At 67.8% G+C, this 14550-nt stretch carries 14 protein-coding genes; 1 reads left to right on the top strand and 13 read right to left on the bottom strand.

All coding sequences use genetic code 11. The features are described 5' to 3' along the window. Positions 1-95: 95 nt before the first annotated feature. From rimM to EV191_RS15995, 10 genes are all read right to left on the bottom strand, one after another. The gene (rimM, locus tag EV191_RS15950; protein ID WP_132877845.1) at positions 96-614 is read right to left on the bottom strand and encodes a ribosome maturation factor RimM; all 519 of its coding nucleotides are present in this window, start codon (positions 612-614) and stop codon (positions 96-98) included. A gap of 20 nt (positions 615-634) precedes the next feature. Then, on the bottom strand, positions 635-874 hold the full coding sequence (locus EV191_RS15955) for an RNA-binding protein (protein ID WP_132877846.1): 240 nt from the start codon (positions 872-874) through the stop codon (positions 635-637). Then, positions 871-1365 carry a 30S ribosomal protein S16 gene (rpsP, locus tag EV191_RS15960; RefSeq protein WP_132877847.1) on the bottom strand — a complete coding sequence of 165 codons (495 nt, stop codon included), beginning with the start codon at positions 1363-1365 and terminating at the stop codon, positions 871-873. The genes EV191_RS15955 and rpsP overlap by 4 nt, the downstream gene beginning before the upstream one ends. Before the next feature lie 182 nt (positions 1366-1547). After that, positions 1548-2426, bottom strand: a complete 879-nt coding sequence (locus EV191_RS15965) for a CPBP family intramembrane glutamic endopeptidase (RefSeq protein ID WP_132877848.1) — start codon at positions 2424-2426, stop codon at positions 1548-1550. A 59-nt stretch (positions 2427-2485) separates the two neighbouring features. After that, positions 2486-3265, bottom strand: a complete 780-nt coding sequence (locus tag EV191_RS15970) for a CPBP family intramembrane glutamic endopeptidase (RefSeq protein ID WP_243658983.1) — start codon at positions 3263-3265, stop codon at positions 2486-2488. Then, on the bottom strand, positions 3255-4328 hold the full coding sequence (locus tag EV191_RS15975; protein ID WP_207894546.1) for an amidohydrolase family protein: 1074 nt from the start codon (positions 4326-4328) through the stop codon (positions 3255-3257). Before EV191_RS15975 ends, EV191_RS15970 begins: the two co-directional genes overlap by 11 nt. Next, on the bottom strand, positions 4325-5881 hold the full coding sequence (ffh, locus tag EV191_RS15980; RefSeq protein WP_132877849.1) for a signal recognition particle protein: 1557 nt from the start codon (positions 5879-5881) through the stop codon (positions 4325-4327). Before ffh ends, EV191_RS15975 begins: the two co-directional genes overlap by 4 nt. Before the next feature lie 524 nt (positions 5882-6405). Further along, the gene (locus EV191_RS15985) at positions 6406-8775 is read right to left on the bottom strand and encodes a [protein-PII] uridylyltransferase (RefSeq protein ID WP_279388437.1); all 2370 of its coding nucleotides are present in this window, start codon (positions 8773-8775) and stop codon (positions 6406-6408) included. Continuing rightward, positions 8772-9119, bottom strand: a complete 348-nt coding sequence (locus EV191_RS15990; RefSeq protein WP_132877850.1) for a P-II family nitrogen regulator — start codon at positions 9117-9119, stop codon at positions 8772-8774. Before EV191_RS15990 ends, EV191_RS15985 begins: the two co-directional genes overlap by 4 nt. Further along, positions 9116-10435 (bottom strand): ammonium transporter, encoded by a 1320-nt coding sequence (locus EV191_RS15995; RefSeq protein ID WP_132877851.1) that lies wholly within the window; start codon positions 10433-10435, stop codon positions 9116-9118. The genes EV191_RS15990 and EV191_RS15995 overlap by 4 nt, the downstream gene beginning before the upstream one ends. A gap of 181 nt (positions 10436-10616) precedes the next feature. Here EV191_RS15995 and EV191_RS16000 point away from each other — a divergent pair, with 181 nt between their 5' ends. After that, on the top strand, positions 10617-11312 hold the full coding sequence (locus tag EV191_RS16000) for a (2Fe-2S)-binding protein (RefSeq protein ID WP_132877966.1): 696 nt from the start codon (positions 10617-10619) through the stop codon (positions 11310-11312). Positions 11313-11326: 14 nt separating this feature from the next. Here EV191_RS16000 and EV191_RS16005 read toward each other — a convergent pair whose 3' ends face one another. The 3 genes from EV191_RS16005 to ftsY form a co-directional block, all read right to left on the bottom strand. Next, positions 11327-12055 carry a D-Ala-D-Ala carboxypeptidase family metallohydrolase gene (locus tag EV191_RS16005; protein ID WP_132877852.1) on the bottom strand — a complete coding sequence of 243 codons (729 nt, stop codon included), beginning with the start codon at positions 12053-12055 and terminating at the stop codon, positions 11327-11329. Between the two features lie 145 nt (positions 12056-12200). Then, a complete protein-coding gene (locus EV191_RS16010; RefSeq protein ID WP_132877853.1) occupies positions 12201-13094 on the bottom strand; it encodes a 2-hydroxy-3-oxopropionate reductase in 894 nt (297 codons plus the stop codon). Between the two features lie 51 nt (positions 13095-13145). After that, positions 13146-14537: a signal recognition particle-docking protein FtsY gene (gene ftsY, locus EV191_RS16015; RefSeq protein ID WP_207894547.1), complete on the bottom strand. Its 1392-nt coding sequence runs from the start codon at positions 14535-14537 to the stop codon at positions 13146-13148. Positions 14538-14550 lie beyond the last annotated feature (13 nt).

The raw sequence follows: 14550 nt of genomic DNA on the forward strand, positions 1-14550 counted from the left end.
TAAGGATCTTGCGGTTCTGCCGCACCCTCGGAGACCGCAATCCTTAAGCATCTTGCGGTGACAGCGCGTGACCGCGTTCTTTAAGGTTAGCGCGGTCAGAGGGGGTCGAGCAGACCCTCGGGCGGAGTGAGCACCACACGACCGGCCTGGATATCGATCTCCGGCACGATCTCCTGCACGAACGGGATCAGCGCCTGGCTGCCATCCGGGCGATCCACCGCCAACAGCTCGCTACCCGGCACATGCACCACCTCGGCCACCGTGCCAACCGAACTGCCGTCCGCGAGCACGACATGCAACCCCTCGAGCTCATGGTCGTAGAACTCATCGGGGTCGTCGGTAGGCGGCAAGGCGTCGGTATCCGCCACCAGCAGGCAACCGCGCAGGGCTTCGGCGGCTTCCCTGGTCACTACCTGCTCGAACCGAACAAGCAGCCGTCCCGAATGCGGGCGAACGGACTCGACCACGAGTTCTCGACGTTCGCCACCGCGCATCCGGGCGTTCACCACCGCGCCGTCGGCGAACCGCTCTTCCGGAGAATCCGTGCGCACCTCGACGGTCAGCTCACCCGTCACTCCGTGCGCCTTGGCGATCCGCCCGACTACAACGTCCATCGACGACGACAGCGCGGCGGTCAGTGATCGGTGTCGACGACGTCCACCCGGACGCCGCGACCACCGATGCCGGTCATCACGGTACGCAGCGCGGTGGCCGTGCGGCCGCTGCGCCCGATGACCTTGCCCAGATCGTCTGGGTTGACGTGCACTTCGAGCGTCCGGCCACGGCGGGTGGTCAACAGCTCAACCCGAACGTCGTCCGGGTTGTCCACGATGCCGCGCACCAGGTGCTCGAGCGAGTCGGCGAGGAAGCTCACGCCTCAGCCTTTTCGGCCGACTGGTCGCCTTCCGCAGGCTTCTCGTCGTCAGCCTTCTTGGCCTCGGCCTTCTTGTCTTCGGCCTTCTCGCCGGCGTCCTTCTTCGGCGCCTTCTTCTTCGGCGTGGTGGCGTCGGCAACCGGCTCCTCGCCAGCGGCGGCGACGGCGGCCTCGAACAGCGCCTTCTTGTCCGGCTTCGGCTCGGCGACCTTCAGCGTGCCCTCGGCACCCGGCAGGCCCTTGAACTTCTGCCAGTCACCGGTGATCTTCAGGATGTTCTCGACCGGCTCGGTCGGCTGCGCGCCGACACCCAGCCAGTACTGCGCCCGCTCGGAGTCGACCTCGATGAGGCTCGGCTCCTCCTTCGGGTGGTACTTGCCGATCGTCTCGATCGCCCTGCCATCCCGACGGGTGCGGGCGTCGGCCACGATGATCCGGTAGTACGGCGCACGAATCTTGCCAAGGCGCTGCAGCTTGATCTTGACAGCCACGGGTTGTGGTGCTCCTCAAATCTCTCGTCGCTAGAGGCGGACACGCCGCAACCGAGTGGGGGCGGCCATGCGTATCCAGAAGTTCGGTTGGCCTCCGCGGCACGGTGAGAGGGTCCGTCCGCAGCGGGCAGCTAGCTATTCTGCCAGATCCTCGCGGAACGGGGACCGCCTACCCCGACCACTCAGATGGGCATCACGCCGAGCGCGGTGAGCAAGATCGCCAGCGCGGGCAGAAAGTTGTTCATCTGATGCGCCACGATACTGCCGAGCAGCCGCCCGGTGTAGAGCCGTACCAGCCCGATCGGTACCGCCATCACCAGCAGCAACGTCGTGCGCAGCGGTTCGAAATGGCTCACCGCGAACACCGCCGTGGTGAGCAGAAAGGTGATCAACCGCCCCATCCCGATGCGCTCGAGCGCGCCCCAGAGCATGCCGCGGTAGATGATCTCCTCGCAGATCGGGCCGACCAGCCAGAGGTAGACGAACATCACAATGGCCGCGCTGACGCCCATGGCCCGGTCGTCCACCAGCGCGCTGATCGCCGAGCGGCCATCCTGCGGACCGACCACCTCGGTCCAGACGAACGCGCCGATGATGGTGACCACGAGGCCGAGCAGGCCGAATTTCAGGCCAATGCGCACATCATCCCAGCGCCAGGACAGCCGCAGATCGATCAGCGGCCCGTTCCCGCGCAGCCGGGTGATCAGCAAGGCGGTACCCGCCGCGATCATCGGCGGCAGGATGGTGCCCACCAGCACCACGTACATCGGTAGCGGCGTGCCGGGCGCCACCCGGTCGCTGAGCAATACGCTGATGAACGCGGCCGAGGCGAGCAACACCACCTCGACCAGGATGAACGCCCCGAGGCCCCAGCGATGACTGGGCGGAGTACTTACCGCGGGATCGGTACCGGCTGAGCCGTCGCCTGGGCCCCTGGAACCATCTGGGCCACTGGAACCATCTGGGCCACTGGAACCATCTGGGCCGCTGGAACCATCTGGGCCGCTGGGACCATCTGGGCCGCTGGGGCTTGCCTCGCCCCGCGCGGGCTCATCGCTCACCGGGGTCCTCCCACCTGGCTCGTCCGGGCACGAATGACCCACGCTAGTCGCTTCCTTGGCTATCCGGCCGCTACTTGGAGAAGTGCCAGCGCGGGCACCAGGTTGTTGGCGGCGTGCGCGACGATACTCGCACTTGTCCGGCCGGTGATCATGCGCGCCGCGCCGATCGCCAGGCCCTGGACGATCAGCGCCGGGGTACGGGCCGGCTCTTCGTGCAGGAAAGCGAACACCAGCGCGGTCAGCCCGAGGATCGCGTACCTGGGTACCCGGTAGTGCTCGAGCGCGTTCCACAACCCGCCGCGCAGCAATAGCTCCTCGGTCAGTGGCGCCCCGATCACGGTGAACAACGCGATCGCCACGAGCCAGGCCGCCTCGTCCCCAGCGAGCCGGCTGAGTTCGGCCAACGGGTCGCGGACCTCGTCCTGGCCCCGCGCCGCGAGCAAGATCAGATTGACCAGGTACGCGGCGAGCAACGCGAACCCACCGCAGGCCAATCCGACCACCAGTTCACGTTTGCCTGGCAGGATCCCGAAGTCCACCCGCAGACCCGCGCCCCAGCGCCAGGAGCCAAGCATCGGGACGATACCGAGCAGCAGGTTCGGCAGGAAGGCAAGCAGTACCACGGGGCCAAGATCCGGCGTGCTCGTCGCGGAGACCAACCCGCTGTCCCCGGAAAGCAGCGCACCGAGCACGAGCGCCACCAGGTAGAACCCGCCGACCGCGGCAAAAAAGGTCAGAAAACCCCAGTGCATCCCGGCCACCACGAAGGGGCCCCAGCCGGGGTCGCGGCGGGCCGGATCCGGTTCGCCGGATTCGCCTTCGCCGCGGTCAGCCGACAACGGCTCCCCGCAACACGATCCGCTTCGGCGCGCGGAGCACCCCCAGATCTGCCCTCGGATCGGTCTCGTACGCGAGCACATCCGCGGCCGCGCCCTCGCGCAGCCCGGTGAACCCGAGCCAGTCCCTGGCCAGCCAGGACGCCGCGCCGAGCGCGTCAACCGCGGGCATGCCGACCGCGTGCAGGGCCTCGACCTCATCGGCCAGCCGGCCGTGCGCGATGCCGCCACCGGCATCGGTGCCCGCGTAGACCGGGATACCCGCCTCGATCGCGGCGCCGACGGTTTCCCGCACGCCCGCATAGAGCTCGCGCATATGCTTCGCGTAATCCGGGTACTTGCTCGCGGCGTCCGCGAACCCGGGGAAGTTTTCGATGTTGATCAGTGTGGGCACCAGCGCGGTGCCCCTGCGCGCCATTTCCTGGATGGTGTCCGCCCGCAGCCCGGTGCCGTGCTCGATGCAGTCGATACCCGCGCCGATCAGCCCCGGCAACGCGTCCTCACCGAAGACGTGCGCGGTCACCCGCGCGCCGTGCCGGTGCGCCACCTCGATCGCCTCGGCGAGCACGTCATCCGACCAGAGCGGCGCGAGGTCACCGACGCCTCGGTCGATCCAGTCGCCGACCAGTTTCACCCAGCCGTCGCCGGCTTCGGCCTGTTCGCGGACCGCATCGGGCAGCAGCGCGGGATCGTCCAGCTCCTTGCCGATCGCCGGCAGGTAGCGCTTGGGGCGAGCAAGATGCCGGCCGGCCCGCACGATTCGAGGCAGGTCGGCGCGCTCCTGCAGCGGCCGGTTGTCGATCGGCACCCCGCAGTCGCGGATCAGCAGGGTACCCGCGTCCCGGTCGGTCTCCGCGTCCGTGATCGCCTCGTCGAGCGGGAGCGGGCCGTGCGCCCCCAGCCCGATATGGCAATGCGCGTCGACCAACCCTGGCAACAGGTAGCCGCCGTCGACGATGGTGCGCGCACCAGGCACCGGCTCGGTACGGATCCGCCCGTTGACGATCCACAGTTCGCGCGGTTCGTCCTCGGGCAGTACGACGCCGCGCAGGTGCAGGGCGGTCATTTGTTCTTCGGCAGGTTCAGCTTCGAGGGGTCGAAGCCGGGCGGCAACTCGTTGAGCCCGCCGCCACCGAGACCACCCATACCGCCCATGCCTGGCGGCAGCTGGCCCGGCATTCCGCCAGGCATGCCTCCTGGCATGCCGCCGCGTACCTTCGGCGGGGTCGGGCCCCGGTTCTTGCCCTTCTTGCCCTTCTTGCCCTTACGGTTCTTCTTACCGCCACCGCCGCCGAAGCCGAACTGGCCGGCCATCTGCTGCATCATCTTGCGGGCTTCGTAGAACCGGTTGACCAGGTCGTTGATCTCCCTGATCTGCACACCGGAACCGCGCGCGATGCGCTTGCGCCGGGAGGCATCGATGATCTTCGGATTCGCCCGCTCGGCCGGTGTCATACCGCGAATGATCGCCTGCAGCCGGTCAAGGTGCTTGTCGTCGACGTTGGCGAGCTGGTCCTTCATCTGGCCGGCGCCGGGCAGCATGCCGAGCAGATTGCCGATCGGACCCATCTTGCGCACCGCGAGCATCTGCTCGAGGAAGTCCTCGAGGGTGAGCTCGCCGGTGCCGATCTTCGCCGCCGCGGCCTCGGCCTGCTCCTGGTCGAAGGCCTGTTCGGCCTGCTCGATCAAGCTGAGCATATCGCCCATACCGAGGATGCGACTGGCCATCCGGTCCGGGTGGAAGGCGTCGAAGTCCTCGAGTTTCTCGCCGTTCGAGGCGAACAGGATCGGCTGGCCGGTCACCTGCCGCACGGAGAGCGCCGCACCACCGCGGGCGTCACCGTCAAGCTTGGTGAGCACCACGCCGGTGAACCCCACGCCGTCCCGGAAGGCCTCCGCGGTGTTCACCGCGTCCTGACCGATCATCGCGTCCACGACGAACAGCACCTCGTCGGGCTGTACGGCGTCCCGGATGTTCGCGGCCTGGCGCATCAACTCCTCGTCGACACCCAGCCGGCCGGCGGTGTCCACGATGACGATGTCGTGCTGCGCGTGATTGGCTTCCTCGATCGCCTGCTTGGCGACGGCGACCGGGTCGCCCGTGACGGTCTCGTCGTCCGAGGTCACGCCGGGGTGCGGGGCGAAAACCGGGACCTCGGCGCGTTCGCCGACCACCTGTAGCTGGGTCACCGCGTTCGGCCGCTGCAAGTCGCAGGCCACCAGCAGCGGGGTGTGCTGCTGCCCGCGCAGGAACCTGGCCAGCTTGCCGGCGAGCGTCGTCTTACCAGCACCCTGCAGACCGGCGAGCATGATCACCGTTGGTGGGTTCTTCGCCAGGTTCAGCCGGCGGGTCTCGCCACCGAGGATGCCGACCAGCTCCTCGTTGACGATCTTGATCACCTGCTGCGCCGGGTTCAGCGCCTGGTGTACCTCGGCGCCCTTGGCGCGCTGCTTGATTTGCGCGATGAACTCTTTGACCACCGGTAGCGCCACATCGGCTTCCAGCAGCGCGATGCGGATCTCGCGCGCGGTCGCGTCGATATCGGCGTCGGACAGTCGCCCCTTGCCCCGCAGGTTCTGCAGGGTGGCGGTAAGTCGATCGGAAAGCGTGTCGAACACGAGTGCGGCACTCCAGCCAGTCTGCTAACTAATCCGGGCATACTCGCTCTAGCACACGAGTTATCCCGTACGCGAGGGTAGCCGTCCTGGCAGGCCCGCGTCGCACCAGCACCCGCAACCCGAGAGCCGGTAGCACAACGACGCGCACCCGAAGAGACTTGTGACTTTCCGTGACCGCGTTCTTTAAGGTTAGCGCGGTTATGAAATGCGTCGGTGGCGACGGCCTCCCCTGCCGTCGCCACCGGCGACCCCCAGTTCGCGCTCGATGCCACCACGCCACATGGCACCGCCCCCGGCGATGAGCCTTGTCTGAAGTTCGTTGGTGGTTGCGGTGGCCCGCCCCCTCTACGGGCCACCACAACCGCCGTGCACCACGAGACTTCGGCGAGACCTGCCCCCATCGATCACCCGGCCGGTGATCCCTTTGCTGCCTTGCCTTCGCCCCGCGGCGATGAATCAACTATGTCCGACCGGAAGGGGGCCGCAGTAGCGTGAAGACACTCGAATTGCCTGAGTAGTTCTACTCAGTCGGCGCTGCGTAGTACCGCGGATTCGATCCGCGCCCGCCACCCCGGCGCGTGCACCGCGAGACCTTCGCTGGCCAGGCCAAACGAGTCGATCGCGATGCCACCCATGGTCGTCGCGCGGGCCCAGCGGACCCGCACGCCACAGGCATCCAACGCCTCCGCCACCCGATGCAACAGCCCAAGGCGATCCTGAGCGCGCAGCTCGAACAGTACCGACTCCGGACCGGTCTCGCTGTCAAACCAGCGAAGTCGTGCCGGCGGATTTTCGCCAACCGCGCGGGCGTACTCCCGCTCCTTGACCGCGAGCCGCTCGGCGAGCGGTAGCGATCCGTCCACCGCCCTGCCGAACTGCTCCCGCAGCAGGCTCACCTGGGGCAATGAGCCAAAGCGAGGCGAGACGGTGAAAACTCCGACAAAAACCTCAGTTGGCCCGCGAAAGGTGACCTGCTCGGCGGCATGCACTTCGAGCGAGTGCAGGGCCAGTACCCCGGTCGCCAGCGCGAGCAGCCCGGTTCGGTGGCTGGCCAGCATCGTCACCGTGGCCACCCGACCGTCCACCGCCACGGCAACCTCCGGCTGGCCACTGCTGGCCACCCGCTCGGCCAACTCGCGTGCCGAACCGTCCAGCCGTCCCGCCCGCGGTACCGGTTCCCCTGCCATCGCCAGCCGCAGCACCCTGGTCAGCTCCGCAAGCAGGACGGCGTGCCAGTCCTTCCACATCGCCGGCGCCGTGGCCCTGGCGTCGGCCTCGGCGAGCGCGTGCAGAATCTCCAGCCGCACCGGATCACCCTCCAGCGCGGTCACCACCCGGTGCACGGTGACCGGATCATGCGGGTCCCGCCTGGTCGCGATCCGTGGCAGCAGCAGATGGTGCTGCACTACCTGGGACAGCGTATGCACATCGGCGCTCGGCAAACCGAGCCGGTTTCCGATATGGACGGACAGCTCCGCGCCGACGCCCGCGTGCTCGCGATCGCGTCCTTTGCCGATATCGTGCAGCAGCGCGGCAAGCAGCAGCAGGTCCGGCCGGGCGACCCTGGTGGTCAATCGGGTCGCGAACACGCAGGTATGCACCAGATGCCGGTCGACCGTCCAGGTATGCACGCTCTCCGCGGGGGAAAGGTCGCGGATCGCGCCCCATTCCGGAAACAGCCGTGCCCACAGTCCAGTGCGATCGAGTGCTTCGACCACGTCGACCAGACCCTCGCCCGCGCCGAGTAGCGCGATGAGTTCCGCGCGCGCTTCGGCCGACCATGGCCCGCGCAGTTCGGGCGCCGAATCAGCAAGCCTGGCCAGGGTTCCGGCCGCGATCGGATGGTGACCCTTCGCCGCGGCCGACGCGACCCGCAGCAACAGCGCGGGGTCCCTACCCGGCTTGGTGTCCCTGGCGAGTACCACCTCGCTGCCATGCAACACCACGCCCTCGGCAAGCGGGCGGCGCACGATTCCCTTACGCAACAGCCCAAACCGGGTGCGCTTGGTTTCCGCGCCGCTGGCCCGCAATGCCACGTCCACCGCGTAGGCGACCGCGCGTCCCGCGCCGGACAGCGCTCTGGCGAGCGCGAACCGGTCCGCATATCCGAGAACCGGGGCGATCTCCTCGGCGTACTGGGCGGGCAGCAGGTCGGTCGGGCGGGCGACGCGGCGGCGCAGTTCGGTACGCGTGTCGAGCAACAGCTTGCGTGCCGCGACCAGTTCGGCGCCTGGCCGGTCGACGAGCTGGGCGGCGGCAAGCGCGTCCAGGATCTGCAGGTCCCGGAGGCCGCCACGGCCGTGCTTGAGATCGGGTTCCACGGTGCTCGCGACCTCGCCACAGCGAGCCCACCGTTGCCGCGCCTGTGCCAGTATCTCGTCGATGCGCTGCCGCGCGGTGGCACGCCAGTTGCCACGCACCGCCGCGCGTAACTCAGTGGCCAGCTCGGCGTCCCCGGCAAGGCAGCGCGCGTCCAGCAAGGCGGTCGCGGTGCGCAGATCAGTCGCGACGACCCGCACGGTTTCCTCGACCGTACGGACCGAATGATCCAGACTGATCCCGGCGTCCCACAACGGATACCACAGCTGCTCGGCGAGCCGTTCGAGCTCCGCGGGACGCGCCACGCGTGGCCGGTAGACAACGGCCAGGTCCAGATCGGAGTGCGGCACCAACTCGCCCCTGCCGAGCGCGCCGCCAGCGAGCAGCGCGATGCCGCCCGTGCGCGGGATACCGGACTCGTGCGCACGGGAGGCCAACCAGAAATCGTGCAGATCGGTGAGCGCGCTCCGCAACTCGGCTGGCGATCTCCGGTTACCGTTGCGCGGTCCGTCCGGTGTGGACGCGAGCAGCTGGTCTCGCGCCCACACCAGATCTACCGCCGCGGATCCGGTCACAACGCGTCGGTGCCGCGTTCTCCGGTACGTACCCGAACCACCGTGTCGACCGGCGTCACCCAGACTTTCCCGTCACCGATCTTGCCGGTGCGGGCGGCCTGCACGATCACCTCGACCACCTTGTCCACATTGCCCGGCTCGGTGTCATCGACGAGCGCTTCGATCCGGAGTTTCGGCACGAAGTCAACGGCGTACTCGGCGCCGCGGTATACCTCGGTATGGCCCTTCTGCCTGCCGAAACCCTGTACCTCGCTGACCGTCATGCCGAGAATGCCAAGCTGTTCCAGCGCGGCCTTGACATCGTCCAGGGTGAATGGCTTGACGATCGCCGTCACCAGCTTCATTGTTTCGCCCCTTCCTTGCCAGATCCGACGGCGTCCGTGCTCGCCGCGGTCCTACCCAACGTTTCCGCGGACTGGCGCAGCGCGGAACCGCCGCCACGCACCCCGGAGAACTCGTAGGCGCTCTCCGCGTGCTGCGATTCGTCCACACCGGAGGTTTCGTCTTCGGCCGAGACCCGGAAGCCCATGGTCTTCTGCAGCACGAAACCGATGACCAGTGCCATCACGAAGGAGTAGGCAAGTACCGCGAGGGCACCCACCAGCTGCAGGCCGACCAGTGAGAACTCGCCACCGTAGAACACCCCGTTCGGGATCTCACTGTCCACACTGGAGGTCGCGAAGAAACCGAGCAACGCGGTACCGATCAGCCCGCCGACCATATGAATGCCAACCACATCCAGCGAGTCGTCGTAGCCGAGCTTGTACTTCAGCCCGACGGCGAGCGCGCAGATCAGGCCGGCGACGAAGCCAATGATCAACGCGCCCCAGGTGTCCACAAAGGCGGCCGCGGGAGTAATCGCGACGAGCCCGGCGACGATACCGGAAGCGGCACCGAGGCTGGTGGCATGCCCATCCCGCAGGCGCTCGAGCAGCAGCCAGCCCATGATCGCCGCGCAGGTCGCGGTCAGCGTGTTGACCAGGGCGATCCCTGCCGCGCCGTCCGCGGCATAGGCCGAACCCCCGTTGAACCCGAACCAGCCGAACCACAGCAGGCCAGCGCCGATCATCACCAGCGGCAGGTTGTGCGGTTTCATCGATTCCCGTGGCCACCCCCTGCGCTTGCCGAGCACGATGGCCAGTGCCAGCGCGGCCGCTCCGGAGTTGATATGCACTGCGGTGCCGCCGGCGAAGTCGAGCGTGCCAAGCTCGCCGATCCAGCCGCCGTCACCCCAAACCCAGTGCGCGACCGGGAAGTAGACCACGGTCACCCAGATCGCGGCGAACACCATCCAGGTACCGAACCGGGCGCGGTCGGCGATGGCACCAGCGATCAGCGCAACCGTAATGATCGCGAAAACTCCCTGGAACGCCACGTCTACCGTGCCGCCGGTCGGATCGAGCTCCGGGTTCATCAACCCGGAAAGTCCGATGAACTCCGCTGGGTTGCCGAGCAGCCCCGCGATACTGCCGCCGTAGGCAACCGAGTAACCGAAGATCACCCACAGCACGCCAACCAGGCCAATCGCCCCGAAGCACATCATCATCATGTTGAGGACGCTCTTCGAGCGGACCATGCCGCCGTAGAACAACGCGAGCCCTGGGGTCATCAGCAGCACCAGCGCGGTACTGGTGAGCAGCCAGGCGGTATTGCCTTCCACACTTGCCTCCTCGGCCGTTACGTCCGCTTTGCGACAGCGTTGTGGAAGGCTGTTTCCCCGAGACTCATTCGAGGTTTCAGTACTGTGAACGGATTGGCTGGTTACGTTAAGAGGGAGTTTCGGCGTTGGGATGGGATCAGCGGTGACCGTGGGCGAAATGTATGCATCGCTTGCCCGGCGGATGCCGTATCACGCGGGCGCGCTGAGCGAGCCCGATGCCGTCGAGGTCCCGGCGACCATGCTCGCCGATCCCGCCGCGCTGCCGGCGCAGCTCGATGCCTGCGCGCGGCTGTACGGCTCGGCGAAACCGCAGGTACTCGGCACCGTGTGGTGGTATTCGGCCAGCTCGGTGCTGGTCGCGCCGGCGGTCGAAGGGCTGGCGGCGACCGGAGTCGCGTTCGATCCAGCACTTGCGGCGATCCGCTTGGTGCAGCGCGCGGACGGCCGGCTGATCGGCGCCCGATCCTCGGCGGTGCTCGCGGAAGATCCGGACGGCGAGCGACTCGGTGAACGGTTGGGCGGGGCCCTTGCCAGTGCGATCGAGGCGATCGCCGCCGGCAGTGGGGCGGCGCCGGCCGCGCTATGGGCGATCGCCACCGACTCGATCGCGAACCGGTTGCTGTGGGCCGGCAACGCGCTTGGTGACGTCCCTAGGGTGACCGCGCTGGCCAGCTGGGTTACCGAAGCTATCGAGCGATACTCGGGGCACCGGTTGCCCGAGCCGCGCTATGTGGAGGTTGCCGGGCAAACCTTCATCCGCCGGGCATCCTGCTGTTTGATCTATCAGGCCACCGCGGGCGACAAATGTGTCAGCTGTCCTCGACAGCGCCCACAGGACAGGCAACACCGACTAGTTGCCGCCGCGCGGCGGTTCTGATCGGGCGTACTCCGTTAGGCGTTGTCCCAGTACCACTCACCAGCGCCGTAGTCGGGGTACTCGACCCTGCTGTCCACATGGACGAAACCCGAGTAGGTGATGATGCCGGAGAATCCGGTGGTCTTCGCGTAGTCGGTCACCTTACCGGGGCTGGCGCCCGAGACGACGATGTCTGCCGCTATTCCGTAGGTGTGCTGACTGTTCGACGCTCCGCCTACCGAGTCGTTATGCGACTTGCTGCGGAAACCGGAGTTCACCGTGATCGGTTGGTCACCGGCCTTCTTGCGGATCGCTTCCAGCTTGTACATCAGCCGGCGGACGTTTTCCTTTACCTCGGATTCGCCGACGTTTCCACCGGAGAAACCAGCGCCGTCCTTTGAATGAAATTCCGAGAAGTTGAAGTTCTTGGTTCCGTCCGAATCTTCCAGCGCGTCCAGCTCGCTCTGGGTTTCCGCGTCGACCTCGCCGGTCGTTTGCAGGCCGTAGGCATCCTGGAACCGGGTTACGGCCGCTTCGGTCGCCGCGTCGAACTCGCCGTTGACCTCGACGTACTCCTCGGCCGCCGAGTCGGCCGCCCAGCCGGCGACCCGGATCTGCACCTCGGTCACGTCCTGCCCGGTATCACCTCGCTCGAGGAGCGCCGGGTCCTCCGCGCTCTTTGCGAACGCCGCCCCAGAGGTCAGCCCGAAGGCCAGGGTCGCCGATATCAGTATTCCGATTGTTCTACCGCCAGCCGAGCGCATACTGGATTCCTTCCTGCGTATGTTCGAGCGTGGCGACAGCTTGCCAAAAACTTCCCGAAAGGAACAGACGGCACGTTACCGATTTACTTTTCGGTTAGCGCGCGCAATGATCACCAGCAACCCGCAAGATCCTTAAAGAATGCGGTTACGGAGTGTCAGCTGACGGCGGCGCGGAAAGCTGCTCGACGAGCTTGATCAGCGCGCTGTGATCGAGCTCGCCGTGGCCCTGCGCCACCAGCGCGCCCATCAACTGCGCGACCACCGCGCCAAGTGGGGTTGCCGTACCGGCGTCCCGCGCGGCCGAGGTGAGGATCCCGAGATCCTTGTGGTGCAGCTCCGCGCGAAAGCCCGGCGTGAACGTCCTGCCGGTCATGCCGGCGCCCTTGACCTCGAGCACCTTGCTGCCGGCCAGCCCGCCGCCGAGCACCCGCACGGCGGAATCGGTGTCCACCCCGTGCGCCTCAAGGAACACCACAGCCTCCGCGACCAGCTGGATGTTCCCGGCCACGATCAGCTGGTTGGCCGCCTTGACGGTCTGACCCGAGCCAGCGGGGCCGACGTGCACGACGGTTGTGCCCATCGCGTCGAGCACCGGCCGGGCGGCGGCGAAATCCGCATCCGCGCCACCGACCATGATGGACAACTTGCCGTCGATCGCGCCCTGCTCCCCACCGGAAACGGGCGCGTCCAACGCGCGAACTCCGCGAGCCGCGCTGGATTCGGCGACTTCGCGGGCCACGTCGGGTCGGATCGTGCTGCAGTCGACGAGCAGCGCGCCCGCCGCGGTGTGCGCGAGCACCCCATCGTCGGCAAACATGACGTCCCGGACGTCCGGCGAGTCCGGCAGCATGGTGACCACTACATCGGCGCCGGCAACCGCCTCGGCGATCGAGTCGGCACCCCGCCCGCCGGCCGCGACGAAAGCGTCCACCTTCGCGCGGCTGCGGTTGTAGCCCACCACGTCGAACCCGGCGCGCAGCAGATTGACCGCCATTGGGGCGCCCATAATGCCGAGCCCGAGAAACGCGACCGTCCGCATCCGTTCGTCCTCCTCATCAGCGCTAACCTTAAAGAACGCGGTTACGGAACGTCAGCTGAGCAGCGCGTCCACGAACGCGGTCGGCTCGAACGGCGCGAGATCGTCCGGACCCTCGCCGAGGCCGACCAGCTTGACCGGCACGCCAAGCTCGCGCTGTACCTGGAACACGATGCCACCCTTGGCCGTGCCATCCAGTTTGGTCAGCACGATCCCAGTGACGTCCACGACCTCCGCGAACACCCGTGCCTGAGCCAGCCCGTTCTGCCCGGTCGTCGCGTCCAGCACCAGCAGCACCTCGTCCACCTTGGCGCGCTTTTCCACGACCCGCTTGACCTTGCCCAGCTCGTCCATCAGGCCGGTCTTGGTGTGCAGCCTGCCGGCGGTGTCCACGAGCACCGCGTCGGTCCCGGCCTCCGCGCCGCTCTTGACCGCGTCGAAGGCGACCGACGCGGGATCCGCGCCTTCCTTACCGCGCACGACGCGCGCGCCGACCCGATCCGCCCAGGTTTGCAACTGGTCCGCGGCGGCCGCGCGGAAGGTGTCCGCGGCGCCGAGCAACACCTGCCGACCATCGGCGACGAGCACCCTGGCGAGCTTGCCGGTCGTGGTGGTCTTGCCGGTGCCGTTCACACCGGCGACCAGCACCACGGCCGGCTGCTTCGCGCCGTCGACCTCATGCGGCAGCGCCCGCACCGCGCGGTCCATCTTCGGGTGCAGCGCATCCACCAACACCTCGCGCAGCGCGGCACGCGCGCCATCGGCGGTGCGTACCCCCTTCGCGACCAGCGCGGCGCGCAGGTTCTCGACGATCTCCGACGCATTGGCCGCGCCGAGATCTGCGACGAGCAGGGTGTCCTCGATATCGGTCCAGGAGTCCTCGTCAAGATCACCCGCACCGAGTAGCCCGAGCACGCTCTGCCCGAATGCCGACCGCGATTTGGCCAGCCGGCCGCGCAACCGGGCCAACCGGCCTTCGGTCGGCTCGATGTCCTCGACCGCGGCGGGTTCGGCCGGCTCAGCGGGCGCCTCGACTGGCTCAGCCGCTTCGGTTTCCGGAGCTTCAGGCACGGGAGCTTCAGCCGCGGGGGCTTCGGCGGCCGGTTCTGCCCGCTCCGGCAGATCCACGTCGACGATGTCCCTGCGCGGCGCGTCACGGGGCACCGCGGCGTCATCACCAACGGCGGGCTGCCCGTCGACCTCGGTCCGCTCGGCGACGGGGTGCTCGGGCTCGTCCACCTCGGGCTGCCCACCCGTGGCAAGCGAGATCCCACCGCCCGCCTGATAACCGCCGCCCTTCGGCGTTTCCGGCGACTCCTCGTCCCGTGCGGTCAAGCTGATCCGGCGCCGGCGGGCCAAGGTCAGCCCGACCACGAGCGCGACCGCCAACAGCAGGACGATCACGACGCCAATCGTGATTAAGACGCTCTCAGACACGAGCGCCATCCTCGCATGCGCG

Origin of the sequence: Tamaricihabitans halophyticus (genome assembly GCF_004340875.1) — a bacterium.
GTDB lineage: Bacteria > Actinomycetota > Actinomycetes > Mycobacteriales > Pseudonocardiaceae > Tamaricihabitans > Tamaricihabitans halophyticus.